We start from the raw sequence: 18,589 nt of genomic DNA on the forward strand, positions 1-18,589 counted from the left end.
GTAAAACATCAATTGCTGAAAAGTAATAAGCAAAGATTTAGAGAAGGTAAGCTTTCCTTAAGTGAAGAACTCTCAATAATGATTTTTACCATTTTAGTGCATATAAACATTTAAAAGCTTATTACCAAAACTTTATTATTAATGGTAATTTGTTCAGGAATCCACCTTGTTATGAGAGATTTGTTCAGCTTATTCCTTCATTATTTCTGCCATTGATTGTGATGTTACATTACTTAAGTGGGAAAAGAACGGGAATTTATTATGCAGATTCCACACATTTTGCAGTATGTAAAAATATCAGAATTAATTCTAACAGAACTTTTAATAATCTTGCAAAAATGGGACGTAGTTCTGTCGATTGGTTTTTTGGATTCAAGCTTCATATGATAATCAATGATAAGGGAGAAATTATTGCTGTTAAAATTACCAAAGGTAATGTTGATGACAGAATTGCATTTGAAGCAATGGTTATCAAAAAGGTCTAAAAGGTAAGTGTTATGATGATAAGGGGTTTATTTCAGAAAAAATGTTTACAAAACTTTATAAGCAAGGTTTAATAAAAATTACCGGAATAAGAAAGGATATGAAAAACTATTTATTACCTCTTTTGGATAAAATCCTTTTAAGGAAGAGATTCATTATCGAAACCATTTTTGGCTACATAAAAGAGAATTTTAATATTACTCCTTTCAGACATCGATCACCTATTAATTTCTTTACTTCTCTATTCTCTGCTCTTATTGCTTACCAACTTAAACCTAATAAACCATGTATTTCTTATCCATAATCGGGGTTCTGTTAGTATTACAGAAAAAAGATATTTTTGTTTAGGTAAAGTTAACAGTCCGTCCGTTTTACGTTCCGAGATAATCATACAAGAATTTTTGGAGCAGGATACTGGCGTAAAGGTAAGAGGATTTATGAGCAAGAGAATAAAATATACTGATGGGGAAATAGATGAAGTAAAAATAGTAAAAGATTTCTTGCCGCACCCTAGAGAACTTTTATTAAAAGATGATTCAGTAAAAGTAACCATTTCTTTAAGTAAAGAGAGCGTAGAATTTTTTAAATCAGAAGCAGCAACTGCACATGTTCCTTATCAAAAAATGATTAAGATTTTATTAGACTGAAATTACCGTTTTACTTAAATTAGGAAACTTCTTTGCTAACCTTATTTGTAGTGACCTTCTTTTTTAGGTTAAACTAAAATTTGCGTCGTTGTTTTGCGATCTCATATAGCACAATGCCGGATGATGTACCCAAATTAAGACTTTCAATAATTCCGTACATTGGAATGTTAATACAAAAGCTACTTCTCTTGACAGCAGTTTTGCTAATTCCTACTCCTTCGTTTCCAAACCAAACTGCAAGCTTTTTATACTTAGTGTAATCATGTTCATGAAGCACTACATTTTTGTATCCTTTTATGTGAGGAGAAGTAATGACCGAAACAAAACTTTCCTTCTCCAAATGATCCATACAGCTATTTGTGTCTTTGAAAATCTTTACGAAACTCCATTTGATGTCAGAGACGGATATAGCATTGAGTTTTCTTCCCATGTGTCAAGCAAGAGTTTTTGATTGGTAACAATATAAGCTTTTTTAATCCCAAGTGCGTTAACATTTCGAATGATGGTGCCAATATTTTTTATATTATCAGGGTTCTCAATTACGGCGATCAAGTTCTTGCACCTAAACTCTTTAATTTTATTAGCTCTTGTGCGAAGAGTCGGTTTAGACTTTTGTTTTTCTTCCATAATATATTAAATAGATTTATAAATATAAAAATTATAAAAGATGCTAATGCATAATAACAAAAGAAATATTATTATGGCGGAGAGAGGGGGATTCGAACCCCCGACACGTTGCCGTGAACACGCTTTCCAGGCGTGCGCCTTAAACCGCTCGGCCATCTCTCCAAAATTTTAGCATTGCCCGTGTGGCTTCCTATGTCATTCTCGCAAGGCGTTTGCATGGATACTTAATCGTAATTGAGAGCAGCCGTAGGCTGCGTGGATCAATTTCACCTTTGTCATCCTGCGACTTGATCGCGGGATCCAGTTAAAAATACTAAAATTATTAGTATTTTTTATTGTTTTTCTGGATACCGTGGTCAAGCCACGGGGTGGCACCGAATGCGTTTTTCGATCCACGCAACAAAGCCCACTAGCAATGACAACTCGGTATCCATGCGGGTAATACAATACTAAGACTTATTCTTAGAAAAAATATTATTAGCTTCTTCTAGCTCATTTTTATTATTAACACCAACAATTAAATCATGATCAGTAGATAATAAATATGAAACTTTTTCACCATGATTTTTACATATTTTTACTATTTCAGTTAAATAAACTTCCTTATTACCGTTAGTATTAGTAGCAAATAAAGGTAAGTATTTATTTAAAATTCCGCTACTGAAAGCCATAATACCTGAATTACAAAGTTTTATGTTTTTCTCTTCTTCACTTGCATTTTTATATTCGATTATCTCTAAAAATTCACCATTTTTATCAGTAGCTATTCTTCCATATTGAGCCGGATTTGCTCTCTCAAAGCTTAAAGTCACTAATGCAGAATTAGTAAGGCTTAAGTAATCTATTAATTCATGCATAAGTTTTGGAGTAATAAGAGGATGATCGCCGTATAAAACTAATATTGTTTTATTTTTATCAATTAAATCTATTGCTGCATAAGTAGCATGAGCTGTGCCTTTAGGTTCTTCTTGCAGTACAAAGCAACACATATTTTCATAGGGCGTTAAATGTTTTTTAAGTTCTTCTAAATAAACTATAATTACATCATTTGTGACGTTAAGCGAATTCTTTAATACCGTTTCAAGCATTGGAACTCCGCCGACTTTATGCATTACTTTCGGTAAATCGGACTCCATTCTAGTACCTTTACCGGCTGCTAAAATAATTATTTGATAATTTGTATCGTTATAAGTCATTGTTCTCCTTGTATTATTTCATAAACATCATCAGATAACTCATAATTCCCGAAAACTCTTTGTACATCGTCGCTTTCTTCTAAAACTTCCACGAGCTTTAGTAATTTTTCAGCTTTTTCCTTATCATCTATAATTATTGTATTTAATGGAATCCAGCCTATATAAGAGTTTTCAGGTATACCGTATTTGCCGGTTAAAAATTCTAGAACTTTGGAAAAATTTTCAATATTCGTATAGATTGTATGGGTGGTATCATCAGAGATAATATCATCTACATCTAACTCTATGACTGCTTCTAAAATATTTTCATTCGATGCTATATTGCTTAGATATTGAATAACGCCGCAATGTTTAAATAAATAATTGACACTACCGGTTTCGCCTAAACTTCCACCATATTTAGTAAAACTAGAGCGTACTTCTGCAGCAGTGCGGTTTTTATTATCGGTTAAAGCTTCAACTATTATAGCAATACCATTCGGGGCATAACCTTCATATCTAATTTCCGTATAATTTTCGGTATTAGAAGAATCATTAGCACTATTAATAGCTTTATCTATTCTTTCTTTAGGGAGATTTTGACTACGTGCGGCGGTTAAAGCATTTCTAAGACGTGGATTATTTTCAGGATTATTAGAAGAACCGGTTTTAGCTGCAGTAACTATTTCACGAATTAATTTAGTAAAAACTTTTGCTCTTTTTTTATCTTGAGCCCCTTTACGATGCTGAATATTTTTGAACTTTGAGTGACCGGCCATATTTATTTCTTTTCTTTCAAAAGTAGTATTATATACTCCGAAGTAAAATGAAGAGTAGTATACGAAGATCAACTTGGAAAAGAGCAAGGAGTCTGTAAGCCGAGGAGCGGAGCGTATATTAAACGTTCAGCATCCGAGAACTTACAAAGACGACATATACTCACATGCTTTCAAGAATTGTATCGAGGATTCCTGTACTCACGTACTAAGTTGTACGTTGCGTGCAGTCACCTCTCAAAATAAAATTCAATTCTTGAAAGCAAAAGAGTAAGGCAATTTTTCAAGTTCATCCGATTAATTAGCCTTGTTTTGCTTTAAATCTTTTATTCTTTTTATTTATTACAAAAATTTTGCTTCTTCTTTTAACGATCTGACAATCTTTATCACGTTTTTTTAATGATTTTAATGAGCTAACAACTTTCATAAAATATACTTTTACATTTAATTTGGACTGATAATAAACATTTTTATTTATTCAGTCAATTACCAATTTTAAGCATTTTTAAATAAAAAACCATGAAGCATGGTATTTTAAAGAAGCAAAAAATAATAATGAAGCTATTATAAAAGGTAAGGACATATTAGAGTTACTTGCTCAAAATTTACCGGCAACTAAAAGCGATACATTAAAAACAACAATATTTCACATACTACTAAATGATTGTAGTGATTATTATAGAAATAATGAAGATGTTAATAATACATATCAATGGCTTAAAGAAGTTGGCGTAAGATTTAATGCGGTTAGAGCTGCAAATTTAGATGAAGAAACATTAACCTCAGAAAATTTTAACTTTAATAAAAAGTCAGCTGAGTTAGAGCCTGTAGTAATAGAACTTGAACAAATATTAGAAACATTAGGTATTACTAAAGATAATTTTGATGCTAATGATTTATAAGTAATCTTGTTCACTTCTTATACCATAACTTCCCTTGCTTCATAATATAAGTTATGATAGGATAGTTTATCTTATTGTAACTCAAGTTTATTTTAGCGTTGCCGGTATGGTTTGGGAATTGTGTCAAATTTTCCTATGTCATTCCCGCGTAGGCGGGAATCCAGTTCTTAAAAAATACAAATATTATAAACTTAGATTATTTTATGTTTTTCTGGATTCCCGCCTACGCGGGAATGACTATAGAGAAGTATGGGAATGACATAGGGGAGGCAAAGAATAACACAATGACCATACTACTCCTATTATTATCCTTTATCCTCTTCTCTAAGCCGGCTATTGCCGATCCTGAAATAGCTGAATCCTTTAAATGTTCAAAACTTTTTCCTTACTTTGAAAAAAAATTTAATATCCCATCTAATACGTTACATTCAATAGCTTTAAAAGAATCGGGAAAAAAACATACAACCCGTAAAATTAGAGTAGTATGGCCTTGGACGGTAAATGTTGAAGGAAAAGGCTATTATTTTAACAGTAAAAGAGAAGCCGTAAGTTTTGTTAGAATAGAGCTTATAAAAGGGCGAGAGAGTATTGATGTCGGATGCATGCAGATTAACTTAAGGCATCATTTAGGGGCTTTTAATTCCCTTGAACAGGCATTTGATCCAAATAATAACATTCGTTACGGTGCAGAATTTTTACGTTCAAAATATTATCAGTTAGGGAGCTGGCACAAAGCGATAGCTCATTATCATTCGGCTACACATTCTTTAGGGTTTAAATATAAGCAAGATGTAGTTAAAATAGCAAGTAATATGGCTCTTTATAAAGCATCCTTACATAGTTATCTAAATAATAATGAAGGGGCTTTAAAAGATACAATTCCGGTAAATAATAACAAAGTTCAAAAAAAATCACTTTTTAGTGGCAATAAAAGATACAGAAGTAGTATTATGATACCGGTTCCTGCTAAAATTAATTAATTCTATGAATATTAAATTAATTACATGTTTTTTAATATTAGTAAGTGCGGTAAAAGTAAATACCGATTTTAACAATATTCAAGATAATTTTGAATATCAGGAAGAGCAGATAACAATAGAATTACCTTGGAGCGACTGTACCGAAATTCATAAATTATTAGAGGAAAAATTATCTTTTTCAGAACAACAAATAAAAAAAGAAAATAAAATTCATGAGAAATATAAGCAATTTTATTTAAAACATAATAATCCTACTAATTTTTCTATGCAATTTCTTGAGAAAAAATCTGAGACTAATGGAGTAGAAACTTTAATATCAGGTTTTTTAAAATTTTGTGAAGATAATTTCCAAACTAGTAAAAGTAAATCTAATTCCCTAAATTATTATATTAAAAAACAACAAGACCAATGGTTTAATGATATAAGAAACGAGAATTACAAAATATATTATAGAAAAAAATACGAAGATAATATCTTTAGAAATAATTAATTTATTTCAATACTTGATTCATATATTGTTTAATTTAAAATATTATTATTGTTGTGTATATAGTTAGTTATAAATCTCTAGGAGAATCTAATAAGACAGAGAACACTGTTTCAGTGGTAGAAAGAAAAAAAGTTTCTAGTAATGATAAACAACTAAAACCTGTCTACTTGGATCTAACTTCGGATTTAAATCCTTCAGAAAAAAGCCTGTTGAGTTTAGAACCTTTATCGCCTAATAATAAAAATACGAAACCTATAGTTGTAGGTATTCAGGAGAATTTTGAAGGACTAGATAGAGTTAAAAGGGATGATATTCGCACTGCAAGACAGAGAGAACTTGTTCAAAATAGTTTGCTAGGAGATTTTTTAGGAGGTTTTATTTCTCGACCGCCGGCACCAACAATTTTAGGAGAGAAAATTCAAGATAGGGGAGGATTATATATTCAACAGACTAAAGCTAAAAAATCACCGAAATAATGCAGTAGCGGGAATAAGTAACAGCTTATTTATCAAGCATGCAGCTAATGATATAATAAGTCGGTTAGAGATGATTGATAAGGATTTTTCGGATATTCTAGAAATATCGGCTAAATGCGGTTATCTTACGGGTTTACTAAAAAATGCTTATCGAAGTGCCGATATTACCGTAACAGATATGTCGCCTTTATTGCTTGATTTTTTTGAGCATAATCACAAATTGTTAATCGATGATGAAGATTTAGAATTTCCTCCGAACTCTTTTGATTTAATTATTTATTCATTAGGATTACACTGGATAAACGATGTGCAAAGTTTTCTATCTAATATAAGAACATTTTTAAAGCCTGACGGTATTTTTATCGGTAATTTTGTCGGAGGAAATAGCTTAAAGAATTTACGTAAATCCTTAATAGATGCCGAAATAGCAAGTGGTTTTAAACATTTTCCTCATATTTCTCCTTTTATTAATTTTGATCATGTCCCAATGCTATTATCACAAGCAGGATTTGCCGAAGTAATTGTTGACTATGAAAATATAGAGCTAAAATTTGATAATCCTTTAGCTTTAATGAGGGAAATAAAAAATATAGGTGAGTCAAATTCACTAAATGCTAGTCATAATTACGCTATTTCTAAAAAGATGTTTTCTTTACTACAAAATTATACAAACGGCTTTGAAGATAATATTAATTTAATTAGTTTTATTGCTTCACCGAATAAGAATAGTATAAGATTAAAGTTGTTATAAAGGTGATATTGGTGTATGGTTGGGTTGGAATGATGATAGAGGCATTGCCGTATGGCAGTCGATGTCATTCCCGCGAAAGTGGGAATCTAGGCTTTTTTGTTGTCACCCCGTGGCTTGACCACAGGGTCCAGTTAAAAATACTAAATTATTAGTATTTTAAGTTGTTTTCTGGATACCGTGGTCCAAGCCACGGGGTGACAAAGGGAGGATAATATAAGGTAAAAATATGCAAGAATTTGATTTAGTGGTAATAGGTAGCGGTCCGGCCGGTTATACAGGCAGTATTAGGGCTGCTCAGCTTGGTATGAAAGTAGCGTGTATTGAGAAAAACGATACTCTTGGCGGCACTTGTTTAAATATAGGATGCATACCGTCGAAAGCTTTACTTAATTCCTCTGAAAAATATGAAGAAGCTCTAAAGCATTTTGAGAGTATAGGTATTACTGCAGATGTAAAACTAGACTTACAAAAAATGCTAGCTAATAAAGATAAAGTAGTTCTTGATCTTACAAAAGGTATAGAAAGCTTATTTGCTAAGAATAAGGTTACTAGGATAAAAGGCGAAGCTAAAATTATCTCTAGTAATATCGTTGAAGTAAATAAAGAGCAAATTAAAGCCAAAAATATCCTAATTACTACAGGCTCCAGTGTCATAGAAATACCGAACATCAAAATAGACGAAGAATTTATTGTTTCATCTACCGGTGCTTTGAAACTTTCTAAAGTACCTGAGAACTTAATAGTTGTCGGGGGAGGGTATATAGGCTTAGAACTTGGTTCAGTTTGGCGTCGTTTGGGAGCTAAAGTAACGGTTATTGAGTATGCACCGAGCATTGTACCTATGCTTGATAAAGAAATTGCTACGCAATTTATGAAACTACAGCAAAAACAAGGTATAGAGTTTAAACTGAATACTAAAGTGCTATCTGCAGTAAAGTCAGGAAAAGTAAATCTGACAATAGAGGAGGGCGGTAAGAGTTCGGTAGTAACAAGCGATGTTGTGTTGATGGCGGTAGGCAGAAAAGCCTATACGCAAAATCTAGGACTTGAGTCTGTCGGTATTATTACGGATAAGCAAGGTAGAATTGAGATTAATGACCGGTTCCAAACAGCAATTTCAAATATTTACGCAGTCGGTGATGTGGTAAAAGGAGCTATGCTTGCTCATAAAGCTGAGGAAGAGGCTGTAGCTGCTGTGGAAATTATGGCAGGGCAGGCAGGACATGTTAACTATAATTTAATTCCAAGCGTAATATATACTTATCCTGAAGTAGCAAGCGTCGGTGAAACGGAAGAACAACTAAAAGAAAAAGGCATTAATTATAAAGTCGGTAAGTTTCCGTTTTTAGCAAATAGTAGAGCAAGAGTAATCGGTAGTACGGAAGGTATGGTTAAGATTCTTGCCGATAGTAAAACCGATAGGGTTTTAGGAACTCATATTATAGGAGCCGATGCAGGTACATTAATTGCCGAGCTTACCGCTTATATGGAATTCGGAGCAGCTTCAGAAGATATAGCACGAACCTGCCACGCCCATCCAACTTTAAGCGAAGCTATAAAAGAAGCAGCACTTAGTGTGGATAAAAGGACTATTAATATGTAAATGTTCAAATTGTCATACCGTGGCTTGACCACGGGATCCAGTTAAAATTATTAGAATAGTAAGTTATTTTTATGGATACCGTGGTCAAGCCACGGTATGACAATGATATGAACAAGCAAGAACTGCGTCTTTATTTCAAAGAACTTTTAATAAAAAACCAAGAAAAAATTACTTCCGACTTAGTCAAAAACTCCCTAATCAATAAAATTAGCCGGTTATTACAGGAGTTAAAAGTAAAGACAGTAGGACTTTACTTTCCTCTAAAATACGAAATTAACTTACTTGAAATAACAAACTTACATCCTAAAATAAAATTCTTCTTACCGAAAATTATAAAAAATGAGGTAAAATATTGTCCTTATCATTATAACGATCAATTGGCTTTAGGGGCTTTTAAAACCTATGAACCTATAAATAATGATTTTTTTATTCCTGAGTTAGTTGTTATCCCAGGGCTTGCGTTTAGTAAGGAGGGTTATAGACTTGGATACGGCAAAGGACATTTTGACCGATATCTTAATAATAACCGAAATATATTAACCGCCGGAGTTTGTTTAAAAGAACAATTAATAGATAATTTTCTGGTTGAATCTCATGATCGTAAGCTTAAATTTGTGATTTCGGTATAATAACCTTAATTTTTTTAATTGTATAAAATATTATATTTGTATATATATAATATTTTATACAATATTTTTACAAAAATCAACTTAGGGTAAAATGGTTGATATAATAAAAAAAATTTTCGTATTGATCGGTGTACCTTTTGCTTTTTTTGCACAAGCAGTTGGAGATTGGCTAGAAACAGGACAAGTATCCGGCGATACTCAGACTGAAGATATTTGTTTTCAATTAGCATTGGTAGGAGTAGGGACACTTATCATAGATCAGGCATTTAGTAACTTGCCTGATGATGTATACAACGAATATGTCAAAGTAGTACAAGATAGTGAGATACAAGTTACATTAGTTGGCTAATTTTTTTCTATTCATATATAGGCTACAAGTTATTTGATTTGTAGCTTTTTTCTTATAAGTTATTACACAAACTTATTATTTCATCTTTATATTTTTGTTTGTGTAAATATTTGCTTTTTAAATTTAGATTTTTAAAATCCTTGTGATTCAATGGCGGGTATTTACTAAGCTTTATTAAATCTTCATTTAAAATAAAATGCTTACGAGGAATATTTATAGTTTGTGCATTCTCTTCACGATAAGCTGCAAGCATTTGAATTTTGTGGTTAAAACTCTCATCATCACTTCTATATTTTATTTTTTTCCAAGCATCTTTCGGCTCAACCTTATAATTTCTAACATCTAATAAAGAACTAAGAGTAGTTTGATATTTATTAGTTAAATTATTTCTAATAATTATATTATTTAACTCTTTATATATCTTATACAAATACTCCACGTCTAACATTGCATAATTTAACATATCACTAGTGATAGGGCGTTTTAGCCAGTTAGATTTTTGGTGGGTTTTATCGATAGTAATACCGATTAGCTTATAGCAAAGGTCATCATAGCTTAGCTGTTTACCGAATCCGCAAATATTTGCTGCAATTTGTATATCAAAAACATTAGAAGGTAGTATTTTAAATAAATTATAGAAAATCTCTAAATCTTCACGAGGAGCATGAAATATTTTAGTAATATTATTATCTGTAAGCAGCTTATTAAAAATATTCAGATCTAAATTGCTTAATGCATCAATTATTCCGCAATATTCTTCTGCTTTAACTTGAATTATACTAAGCTGAGCATAATAAGTATAGCGACGCTCAAATTCCGTATCTATGCTTAAGCATGCCTTATTTGCTAACCGGTTACAAAATTCTTCTAATGTTTTTTGATTATCGATAATTTGCATAGAAGCTATTTATAAAGCTCCGATAATTTTTAAGAAAAGATTAGTATGAGATAACGACAGGACAACTTCAAGACCGATTAAAATAATAATAATCCACTCAAGTTTGGTAGAATGTTTATAATTAAGGTCATTTGAAAGAATGTCTAAAAGTTCATGAATCATATTAAGACGATGATTCATTATATTTTGCCGTATTTCTATGTCTTGAAACTCTGCTGTCATAAGATATAGAGGCTCATAGCTCGGACGACGCCAAAAGAATTCCGGAGTATCGAATATATCGCTATACAAACTGATTGAATAACGCTCGTTAAATAATATACCTATTTGCTGTAATATCTCCTTTTTAGAAAGCGATACGCTACCGGTTCTAGCTAGTTCCTGTTGTATAGGGGTTGTCTGAACAATCAAGTTACTAACGGATTGCTCAAGAACGCTAAGTTTAACCGATTGTGCAAGAGCATGGGAAATAGAAAGTTTAACAAAAACTGATTTATCGGCTAAGATTATTTTATTTTTTTCTTCATCAATAAATGTTTTCTCGACTTCTGTATTATATTCAAAATAAATATAATCAGACACCGGCTCTTTAAGCTTGTTCACGGTTACTAAATCAGTATCGCTTAAAACTATTTTTTCTTGAATTTCATCGCCGCCCCAAATAGTTACACAGCCAAACGGGAAGAAAAATATCTCTATAAAATCAGAATCTTTATTTATCTCTTTCCGAATATATAAAACATCGTCAAAATGTTGAGGTTCAAGACCAATCTTTTTTAAATTAGTAACTAGATCACTCATCTTATATTCGGAAGAAGTACAGTAAGATGAACATCTCATGATTATTAAGTTTAATTTATATAAATTTAGAGTATAGTAGTTAGGAACCTATAAAGTCAATAATATTATAATTATGTATGAAATATTAAGTAATAGAGAAGTTATCAAAATAATAGGTTTAGATTCCGTAAAGTTCCTACAAAATCTCATTACTAACGACATAAAAAAGAATAATTACTGCTATACTTATTTACTTAATAATCAAGGAAGATATTTATTTGATTTTTTTGTGTATGTTCCTAACCTTGAGGAAATTTACCTTGATATTGATAAAAGTAATAAAGCTGCTTTGATAGAGCATTTAAACTTTTATAAATTTCGCTCTAAAATACAAATAATAGATTGCAGCGAAGAATATAAAGTTATCTACTCACATCAAAAATTAGATATAGACACGCTAGTTACGTCTCGTGATCCTCGCTATACTATGCTCGGTTTTCGTTCTATATATGAGTTCGTTGTCATACCGCAGCTTGACCGCGGTATCCAGAAAACAATTAAACAAGATTGGATACCGCGATCAAGTCGCGGGATGACAAGAGTGGAATCGGTCCATGCAACAATACCTCCCCGCGAAAGCGGGGATCCAGCTTCTTTTAATGAAAAATTATACCTAGAAGATAAATATAATTTTGCAATAATAGACGGAGTAGAAGATTTAATCACAGATAAATCTATTCCAAATATGTATGGTGCTGAGGAGTTAAATGCAATTAGTTTTGACAAAGGCTGTTATGTTGGTCAGGAAGTTATTTCAAGAGCTAAATATCAAGGTGTTATAAGAAGAAAGATATATAAAATTACAGCAGATGAAGATTTATCCTCATTAGTTAAAGATGAAGAAATACTCGCAGATAACGATAAAATCGGCGTAATATGCTCAAGTTATCGTAATAAAGCAATCGCCTTAATCAGAGAAGAAAAATATCTTGCCGATAAAGAAGCTGATATTACCGTTAAAGGGATTAAAATAAACTTATCTCTCGCACCTTGGTATTAAATTAATTAACATAATTTAAATTATTAGTAAATAATCCATTGACATTTATTAATACTTTATGTATTTTAATGACACAAGTAAAAAACCATGTTTCATGGTAAAAAATTATAATATAAATTTTGGTTTTTTATGAAGAGTCTTTTTCAATTGTTAAATTCAAGAAATATACAACAAATACCATCTATATTAAACGGAACTAATATTAATGAGCTTAATAATTCCAAGCTAAATATTTTTGAAGCTCTTTGCAGTTTAATGTATTAGAAAGTACTGCAGTACAAGTATTAAATAAAATGTTTTCCAACCCAGAAACTGATTGAGATAAAAACGGTAATACCGTTTTTGAATGGGGGGGCTATGGAGTAATAGCACTAAAGTGATGGAAGTATTTCATAATAATTCTCAAATAATGAATAAATTTGTTGCAACTGAAAAAGCACAAATCCAAAATTTTTGGCGTGTTACTATGGAGACACATATTTCCGATGAATTTCGTGTCGAGCAAATGTAGCATCATTAGGTCAGGCAGTAGAAGAGTTCAATCTTTATGAATAAAAGATAGTTTATCTTAATGTTATTCTCGCGTCGTCATTGCGAGCAGTCGTAGACTGCGTGGCAATCCAGAAAAATAATAAAAAAATTCTGTAAATCAGAATTTTTGACTGAATTGCTTCGTCAATTACTTACGTAATTTCCTCGCAATGACGGGAAAATAGATCTACACAACAATGCCAAAGCAGGAATGACATACTTTTTTAACTCCACAAAAATATTGTTTGTTTCTTTTTTTATCTTTATTATTATTTGCATAGAAAATCCCTATAACTTAACTCTATGCCAAATATAGATCTCCTCATTTTTACTAGCTTTTTAGCGATTAATTTGCTAGTTGGACTTCTAAATATCAAAAATATAAAAAATATTCGCGAATATGCTATAGGAAAAAGGAATTTTTCTACAGGTACGATAGTTGCAACTCTTATTGCTACTTGGATCGGTACTAGTACTTTTTTAATCGATAATTCAAGAATATATACGGATGGATTATTTTACTTATTACCTAGTATATTCGGTAGCGTCGTTAGTTGGTTATTAATTAGTTACTTTATAGCTCCTCGTTTTGAGAATTTTTTGGGCAGCTTATCGGCAGCAGAAATAATAGGGGAAGCGTACGGTAACAAAGTTCGTATTCTTACGTCGATAGTTAGTATATTAATGTCTATAGGTAGGATTGCCATGCAATTCCACGTAGCAAGTTTAATATTACAGCTATTCTTTAATATTTCAAATTTTTATATAGATTTATGTATAGCCACCGTAATAATAAGTTATTCTGCTTTTGGCGGCGTAAAATCGGTTACTTTTACTGAAGCCGTACAGTTTTTTACCTATAGTGCAATTATTCCGGTAATAGGAATTGTCGTATGGAATGTTTTTAGCGATCCGCATATAGTTATAGACTCAAACGTACAAACTCGTCTGACTGATTTACAAGGATTGTTTCACTATACTAGTCCTAAATTTTGGATTTCTTTAAATATTTTTATATATTTTGCGATTCCGTCGCTTGGTCCTTCAATTTTTCAAAGAGTATTGATGGCAAAAGACACAAAGCAAATATCAAAAACTTTTTTTATTTCGGCAATTATTTGTCTTTGTTTATCCGTTTTATTTATTTGGATTGTAATATTATTACTATCTCAAGAACCGAGTGTTGACACTAATGAACTGTTTTTACGGATTATTAAAAGTTATATAGGATTTAAGGGGTTAATCGTCGGCGTTATTATGGCAATGATAATCTCAAGTACTAACTCTTATATTAACGTTGCAGTGGTAACTTTTACTAATGACATCATTAAAAAAGCTTCATTAAATTATAATTATATAACCGCAATTACTATAGGATTAATAGGTTTTATTATATCACTCTATACGAAAGATTTAATAAATCTATTTCTATTGTTAACTAGTATCTATTTACCTCTAATCACTTTGCCGTTAATTTTGTTAATATACGGTTTTAAATCAAGTGCCAAAAGTTTTTTTATCGGTATGATTGCTGCAATATTAACTATTATATTGTGGCAAATATTTTCTTTAAGAGCAGTTCTAGGTATTTATCCGATAATACCCGCAACTATCGTAAATTTACTCTTTTTCCTTGGAAGCCATTATATTTTAAAGCAACCCGGAGGGTTTAGTTCTTTAAAAGAGCCGCTAGCCGTTAAAATAATCAGGCAAGAGAGAAAAAGAAAATTTTTGACTTTATTTCGTGATCTTAAGAATTTTAACATCTTTAAATATTGGGAAAGTACCCTACCAAATCAAGAAATTACCTATAGTTATGTCGGTATATTTATTTTAATATCGATGTTCTCATCTTTATATACCACACCGGGTAGCAGAATAATGAACCATTTGGATATATATAATATTATTTACCATACCACACTTATAACTGCTGCAATATTAATCACTTATCCTTTATGGTCTTTAAAGTTTAAAAAGAATTATTATATTATATCTTTATCTTGGTTTGTTGCTACTGTTATATTAATATTTTTCGGTAGTTTACTTGTTATATCAAGTAGTTTTGATCAGATGCAATTAATGTGTTCGATAATTAACTTACTTATAATTGCAACGATATTCAGGTGGCAAGCTACTTTACTTATGACCGTTACGGGCGTGTTTGCTAGTATAGAGTTTTATAAATATTTTATGGATGAGAAGTTATTAATTAGCATAGATAGTTTTCAATTTAAAGTAGTATATTTCCTAATCTTATTTAGCAGCCTTTTAATAGTATTCTTAAAACCAAGGCAGGAGCAAGAGAGATTAGTTAACCTAAAAAATACCCATTTAGGTAATAGAGTTAATTATAGAGAGCAGGAATTAGAGAAGTTACTTGATTTGAAACATGAGTTCTTACGTAATATAAACCATGAAATCAATACGCCGCTAACCGGTATTATTAGCCTTGGTGAAACCTTATGGGCTAATTATGATAAATTTAATGAAGATCAGCGTCGTAATGCCGTAGAGATTATAGCTAAAAGCTCTATTAGATTAAATAGCTTGATAAATAATATTCTAGATTTTTCAAAATTATCTAGTCTTAATTATGAACTAAATAAAGAAGATATAAACTTAAGCGAATTGATACATGAAAGGATTAAAATATGTAAGAAATTATATCTAAACGGCAAAACCTTAAATTTTATATCTGATATTGAAGAAAATATAATATTTAACTGTGATCCTCATTATATTAAACACACATTCGATAATCTAATAATTAATGCTATTAGCTATTGTAGTGAGGGAATAATAAAAATTGATCTACACATGCAAGAAAATAATATCTTGTTTAGTATAAAAGACGATGGAATAGGAGTACTAAAAGAGGAATTGCAGAGTATATTCGGCGTATTTGTCGTAAGCTCTAAAACACGTACAACGGCAGGAGGTAGAGGAGTAGGGCTTGCTCTATGTAAGAAAGTAATAGAACTGCACGCCGGGAAAATTTGGGCAGAAAACGATAAACTGGGGGAGACTACTTTTATTTTTACGATGTCTTATACTCGATGAACTTCGAAAATTGGCTACGTCGTCTTATAAGAGCTGCGGTGCTCACGTATTAAGTATACGCTCCGCTCCTCGCCTTATAGACTCTTTGCTCTTTTTGAAGTTGATCTTCGTATAACTATTATGATTTTAATGTCATTCCCGCGAAAGCGGGAATCCAGTACTTTTTGCTGTCATACCGTGGCTTGACCACGGTATGACATTATTATGAAAAAGATTATTTTTAACAAACAACGAGATTTGATATCAATTATAGCACCGGCGTCAGGTTGTCCTGATGCACAGGATAAACTAAAGAAAGCTATTGAAATACTAACTTTACAAGGGTTTAAAACTTTAGTAGATGATAAGATTTTTTCAGGTGATGAATTGCTTTTTTCGTTGCTCCTAAAGAGGAAAGGCTAAGAACATTTAAAGAAGCTATGGAAAATGAACAGATTAAAATAATTTGGGCTTTTCGTGGCGGATATGGATGCGGTGAATTTGTAGAAGATTGTTTTAATATAAAGCAAAAAGGCGATAAAATTCTGATAGGCTATAGCGATATTACCGTTTTGCATTTATTACTAAATAACCATTATAATATCCCAACTATTCACGATTCAGTACTAACCTCGTTACTACCCGCCTACTAATCAGGATATTACATCTATAATAAATGTTCTTAAAGGAGAAAAGAGTGAAATACAACTTATACCTATAAAGAAAATTAGTGAGGAAAATATAACCGGTAAAATAACAGGCGGAAATTTAACGGTTTTTAGCAAATTAATAGGAACTTCTATTAACCTAAAAAAGGGTAATATATTACTGCTTGAAGACGTTAATGAAAAAGCCTATGCCGTGCATCGTAATCTAGTTCAATTAAAAAATGCCGGTATATTTGACGATATAGAGGCGATAATTTTCGGTGATTTTACTAAAGGGGATGAGTTTGTAGAACAAGCTATAAAAAGTTTTTGTTTAAATCATATTCCGCATATAGAAGCTTATAAAGCGGTAGGAATAGGGCATGGAGAGGTAAATCATTATTATGAATCATGAAGTAATTATAAGCAGTAATGTTTTAAGTTTTACTAGCCCTTTTGAAATAGTAGAAAACAAATGACAAATTCTATCAGAATAGGTACAAGAAAAAGTCCGCTTGCTTTAATACAAACTAATTTAGTTATTCAGCAAATTAAACAATTTTTTCCTGATATTAATTGTGAAATAGTACCAATTATTACTAGCGGGGATTTAATCCAAAATAAACCATTATACGATATAGGCGGCAAAGCTTTATTTTTAAAGGAAATAGAGCAAGCTTTGCTTGATAAAAAAATTGACTTAGCCGTTCATTCTTTAAAAGACGTACCTGGTAGAATACCCGAAGAGCTAGTAATTGCTGCCGTTTTAGAGCGTAAAGATCCTAGAGATGTTTTTGTATGTTTAAATTATAAATCCATAGAAGAACTGCCGCAAAATGCCGTAATAGGTAGCTCGGCAGTACGAAGAAAAGCATTCATCCAAAAAATAAGACCGGATTTAAAGGCAACGGTTTTTAGAGGGAATGTTGATTCAAGAATAAAAAAGTTAATGACCGGCGAAGTTGATGCGACAATTTTAGCATATGCAGGGCTGAAAAGGTTAGGGGCATTTAATCCGGAATATTGTCATTTGATAGAGTATTCACAGATGTTACCGTGTATAGGGCAGGGAGTCATTGCAGTTGAAATACGACAAGATGATAATGCTATGCTTGAGATATGCAACCAAATTAATCATATTCCTACCTTTGAACTAATAAAACCTGAAAGAGCTTTTTTAGAATATCTAGATGCTAATTGCCGTACCCCGATTGCTGCTTACTCTAAATATTTAGATGCGGATCCTAGACATCTTTCCAAACTCGCTTATAGGGAAGAATTTGAAGAAAACACGGAACGCAGCACCGCAGCGTACAAAAGCGTACGTGAGGATGCGAGTACCGGATTGACGTACAAATTACCCCTAGAAGTAGAGTTTGGGAAGATGTCTAATATACAAACCGATTTTATGCTCGGTAACCTTGACGGTAGTAAAATAACTTTCCATACTGAAACCACCAATATAAAAACTTCAAAAGAAGCAGGTATAAAAGCCGCTAAAATGATGTTGGAGCAACTGGATAAATAGATATTTAGGGAATATATTTAAGGATTTTTAACCAATAAAAACTTTTTTACTTTAAGATTACTCCTAACCCCGATTATGGATAAGGAATAGAGAGGAAGGAAGGTTGCAAGAGTTATTAAACCTTATATAAATAGGGCACTGAAGGAGTAAAATAAAGGTTTAATAACATGTGTAAATATACTACAATATTTTGTATAGTAGATAAATTTTGTAAA

21 protein-coding genes, 1 tRNA gene and 2 pseudogenes are annotated in these 18,589 nt (G+C 31.6%); 15 read left to right on the forward strand and 9 right to left on the reverse strand.

Annotated features, from left to right (window positions below):
* Window positions 1-221 precede the first annotated feature (221 nt).
* The 3 genes from RMONA_RS04105 (at window position 222) to RMONA_RS04115 (ending at window position 1,130) form a co-directional block, all read left to right on the forward strand.
* Window positions 222-485 (forward strand): transposase, encoded by a 264-nt coding sequence (locus RMONA_RS04105; protein WP_023507103.1) that lies wholly within the window; start codon window positions 222-224, stop codon window positions 483-485.
* Window positions 486-514: 29 nt separating this feature from the next.
* Window positions 515-787, forward strand: a complete 273-nt coding sequence (locus RMONA_RS04110) for a transposase (protein ID WP_096001023.1) — start codon at window positions 515-517, stop codon at window positions 785-787.
* Between the two features lie 133 nt (window positions 788-920).
* Window positions 921-1,130 (forward strand): hypothetical protein, encoded by a 210-nt coding sequence (locus RMONA_RS04115; RefSeq protein ID WP_046058390.1) that lies wholly within the window; start codon window positions 921-923, stop codon window positions 1,128-1,130.
* Window positions 1,131-1,203: 73 nt separating this feature from the next.
* Here the strand turns inward: RMONA_RS04115 and RMONA_RS09800 are convergent, their stop codons facing one another.
* The 7 genes from RMONA_RS09800 to RMONA_RS09625 all read right to left on the reverse strand — a co-directional run bounded on the left by RMONA_RS09800 (window position 1,204) and on the right by RMONA_RS09625 (window position 4,624).
* Window positions 1,204-1,560, reverse strand: coding sequence for a TrmH family RNA methyltransferase (locus tag RMONA_RS09800; protein ID WP_023507778.1), 357 nt, complete (start codon window positions 1,558-1,560; stop codon window positions 1,204-1,206).
* The gene (locus RMONA_RS09805) at window positions 1,506-1,757 is read right to left on the reverse strand and encodes an RNA methyltransferase (RefSeq protein WP_023507779.1); all 252 of its coding nucleotides are present in this window, start codon (window positions 1,755-1,757) and stop codon (window positions 1,506-1,508) included. The genes RMONA_RS09800 and RMONA_RS09805 overlap by 55 nt, the downstream gene beginning before the upstream one ends.
* Before the next feature lie 74 nt (window positions 1,758-1,831).
* Window positions 1,832-1,919: transfer RNA gene (locus RMONA_RS04125), tRNA-Ser, on the reverse strand.
* 287 nt (window positions 1,920-2,206) lie between these two features.
* Window positions 2,207-2,953: a sugar phosphate nucleotidyltransferase gene (locus RMONA_RS04130; protein ID WP_023507780.1), complete on the reverse strand. Its 747-nt coding sequence runs from the start codon at window positions 2,951-2,953 to the stop codon at window positions 2,207-2,209.
* Window positions 2,950-3,711, reverse strand: a complete 762-nt coding sequence (locus RMONA_RS04135) for a YebC/PmpR family DNA-binding transcriptional regulator (protein WP_023507781.1) — start codon at window positions 3,709-3,711, stop codon at window positions 2,950-2,952. Before RMONA_RS04135 ends, RMONA_RS04130 begins: the two co-directional genes overlap by 4 nt.
* A 298-nt stretch (window positions 3,712-4,009) precedes the next feature.
* Entirely contained in the window at window positions 4,010-4,135 is a 126-nt protein-coding gene (ykgO, locus tag RMONA_RS04140; protein WP_008579439.1) for a type B 50S ribosomal protein L36, read from the reverse strand.
* A gap of 282 nt (window positions 4,136-4,417) precedes the next feature.
* Window positions 4,418-4,624 carry a hypothetical protein gene (locus tag RMONA_RS09625; protein WP_008579330.1) on the reverse strand — a complete coding sequence of 69 codons (207 nt, stop codon included), beginning with the start codon at window positions 4,622-4,624 and terminating at the stop codon, window positions 4,418-4,420.
* A 92-nt stretch (window positions 4,625-4,716) separates the two neighbouring features.
* On the opposite strand from RMONA_RS09625, the pseudogene RMONA_RS04150 reads away from it, so the two are divergent.
* The 7 genes and pseudogenes from RMONA_RS04150 to RMONA_RS04180 all read left to right on the forward strand — a co-directional run bounded on the left by RMONA_RS04150 (window position 4,717) and on the right by RMONA_RS04180 (window position 9,888).
* A pseudogene (locus RMONA_RS04150) lies at window positions 4,717-5,590 on the forward strand (lytic transglycosylase domain-containing protein).
* A gap of 4 nt (window positions 5,591-5,594) precedes the next feature.
* Window positions 5,595-6,080: a DUF2532 domain-containing protein gene (locus tag RMONA_RS04155; protein WP_023507783.1), complete on the forward strand. Its 486-nt coding sequence runs from the start codon at window positions 5,595-5,597 to the stop codon at window positions 6,078-6,080.
* Window positions 6,081-6,124: 44 nt separating this feature from the next.
* Window positions 6,125-6,556, forward strand: coding sequence for a hypothetical protein (locus RMONA_RS04160; protein ID WP_410526357.1), 432 nt, complete (start codon window positions 6,125-6,127; stop codon window positions 6,554-6,556).
* Window positions 6,557-6,626: 70 nt separating this feature from the next.
* Entirely contained in the window at window positions 6,627-7,307 is a 681-nt protein-coding gene (locus RMONA_RS04165; protein ID WP_023507785.1) for a methyltransferase domain-containing protein, read from the forward strand.
* 226 nt (window positions 7,308-7,533) lie between these two features.
* Window positions 7,534-8,910, forward strand: a complete 1,377-nt coding sequence (lpdA, locus tag RMONA_RS04170; RefSeq protein ID WP_023507786.1) for a dihydrolipoyl dehydrogenase — start codon at window positions 7,534-7,536, stop codon at window positions 8,908-8,910.
* Window positions 8,911-9,017: 107 nt separating this feature from the next.
* Complete coding sequence (locus RMONA_RS04175; protein ID WP_037231392.1) at window positions 9,018-9,539, forward strand: 5-formyltetrahydrofolate cyclo-ligase; 522 nt, start codon at window positions 9,018-9,020, stop codon at window positions 9,537-9,539.
* Between the two features lie 91 nt (window positions 9,540-9,630).
* Complete coding sequence (locus RMONA_RS04180) at window positions 9,631-9,888, forward strand: hypothetical protein (protein WP_023507788.1); 258 nt, start codon at window positions 9,631-9,633, stop codon at window positions 9,886-9,888.
* A 52-nt stretch (window positions 9,889-9,940) separates the two neighbouring features.
* Here the strand turns inward: RMONA_RS04180 and RMONA_RS04185 are convergent, their stop codons facing one another.
* Window positions 9,941-10,786: a ribonuclease D gene (locus RMONA_RS04185; protein WP_023507789.1), complete on the reverse strand. Its 846-nt coding sequence runs from the start codon at window positions 10,784-10,786 to the stop codon at window positions 9,941-9,943.
* 9 nt (window positions 10,787-10,795) lie between these two features.
* Window positions 10,796-11,587 (reverse strand): RMD1 family protein, encoded by a 792-nt coding sequence (locus RMONA_RS04190; RefSeq protein ID WP_037214149.1) that lies wholly within the window; start codon window positions 11,585-11,587, stop codon window positions 10,796-10,798.
* A 112-nt stretch (window positions 11,588-11,699) separates the two neighbouring features.
* On the opposite strand from RMONA_RS04190, the gene ygfZ reads away from it, so the two are divergent.
* From ygfZ to hemC, 5 genes and pseudogenes are all read left to right on the forward strand, one after another.
* Window positions 11,700-12,626 carry a CAF17-like 4Fe-4S cluster assembly/insertion protein YgfZ gene (gene ygfZ, locus RMONA_RS04195; RefSeq protein ID WP_023507790.1) on the forward strand — a complete coding sequence of 309 codons (927 nt, stop codon included), beginning with the start codon at window positions 11,700-11,702 and terminating at the stop codon, window positions 12,624-12,626.
* 379 nt (window positions 12,627-13,005) lie between these two features.
* Window positions 13,006-13,137: a hypothetical protein gene (locus RMONA_RS10915; protein WP_277914363.1), complete on the forward strand. Its 132-nt coding sequence runs from the start codon at window positions 13,006-13,008 to the stop codon at window positions 13,135-13,137.
* 323 nt (window positions 13,138-13,460) lie between these two features.
* Window positions 13,461-16,220, forward strand: coding sequence for a sodium:solute symporter family transporter (locus tag RMONA_RS04205; RefSeq protein WP_023507792.1), 2,760 nt, complete (start codon window positions 13,461-13,463; stop codon window positions 16,218-16,220).
* Between the two features lie 204 nt (window positions 16,221-16,424).
* Window positions 16,425-17,325: pseudogene (locus tag RMONA_RS04210) on the forward strand (LD-carboxypeptidase).
* Window positions 17,322-18,374, forward strand: coding sequence for a hydroxymethylbilane synthase (gene hemC / locus RMONA_RS04215; protein WP_023507796.1), 1,053 nt, complete (start codon window positions 17,322-17,324; stop codon window positions 18,372-18,374). Before RMONA_RS04210 ends, hemC begins: the two are co-directional and overlap by 4 nt.
* The last annotated feature ends 215 nt before the right edge of the window (window positions 18,375-18,589 follow it).

This window comes from Rickettsia monacensis (assembly GCF_000499665.2).
Taxonomy (GTDB): domain Bacteria; phylum Pseudomonadota; class Alphaproteobacteria; order Rickettsiales; family Rickettsiaceae; genus Rickettsia; species Rickettsia tamurae.

Bases quoted from the DNA above. Each gene is read 5' to 3' on its own strand.
- RMONA_RS04105 (WP_023507103.1), top strand. From the start codon at position 222: ATGTTACATTACTTAAGTGGGAAAAGAACGGGAATTTATTATGCAGAT.
- RMONA_RS04115 (WP_046058390.1), top strand. From the start codon at position 921: ATGAGCAAGAGAATAAAATATACTGATGGGGAAATAGATGAAGTAAAA.
- RMONA_RS09800 (WP_023507778.1), bottom strand. From the start codon at position 1,560: ATGGGAAGAAAACTCAATGCTATATCCGTCTCTGACATCAAATGGAGT.
- RMONA_RS09805 (WP_023507779.1), bottom strand. From the start codon at position 1,757: ATGGAAGAAAAACAAAAGTCTAAACCGACTCTTCGCACAAGAGCTAAT.
- RMONA_RS04130 (WP_023507780.1), bottom strand. From the start codon at position 2,953: ATGACTTATAACGATACAAATTATCAAATAATTATTTTAGCAGCCGGT.
- RMONA_RS04135 (WP_023507781.1), bottom strand. From the start codon at position 3,711: ATGGCCGGTCACTCAAAGTTCAAAAATATTCAGCATCGTAAAGGGGCT.
- ykgO (WP_008579439.1), bottom strand. From the start codon at position 4,135: ATGAAAGTTGTTAGCTCATTAAAATCATTAAAAAAACGTGATAAAGAT.
- RMONA_RS04155 (WP_023507783.1), top strand. From the start codon at position 5,595: ATGAATATTAAATTAATTACATGTTTTTTAATATTAGTAAGTGCGGTA.
- RMONA_RS04165 (WP_023507785.1), top strand. From the start codon at position 6,627: ATGATTGATAAGGATTTTTCGGATATTCTAGAAATATCGGCTAAATGC.
- lpdA (WP_023507786.1), top strand. From the start codon at position 7,534: ATGCAAGAATTTGATTTAGTGGTAATAGGTAGCGGTCCGGCCGGTTAT.
- RMONA_RS04175 (WP_037231392.1), top strand. From the start codon at position 9,018: ATGAACAAGCAAGAACTGCGTCTTTATTTCAAAGAACTTTTAATAAAA.
- RMONA_RS04180 (WP_023507788.1), top strand. From the start codon at position 9,631: ATGGTTGATATAATAAAAAAAATTTTCGTATTGATCGGTGTACCTTTT.
- RMONA_RS04185 (WP_023507789.1), bottom strand. From the start codon at position 10,786: ATGCAAATTATCGATAATCAAAAAACATTAGAAGAATTTTGTAACCGG.
- RMONA_RS04190 (WP_037214149.1), bottom strand. From the start codon at position 11,587: ATGAGTGATCTAGTTACTAATTTAAAAAAGATTGGTCTTGAACCTCAA.
- ygfZ (WP_023507790.1), top strand. From the start codon at position 11,700: ATGTATGAAATATTAAGTAATAGAGAAGTTATCAAAATAATAGGTTTA.
- RMONA_RS10915 (WP_277914363.1), top strand. From the start codon at position 13,006: ATGGAAGTATTTCATAATAATTCTCAAATAATGAATAAATTTGTTGCA.
- RMONA_RS04205 (WP_023507792.1), top strand. From the start codon at position 13,461: ATGCCAAATATAGATCTCCTCATTTTTACTAGCTTTTTAGCGATTAAT.
- hemC (WP_023507796.1), top strand. From the start codon at position 17,322: ATGACAAATTCTATCAGAATAGGTACAAGAAAAAGTCCGCTTGCTTTA.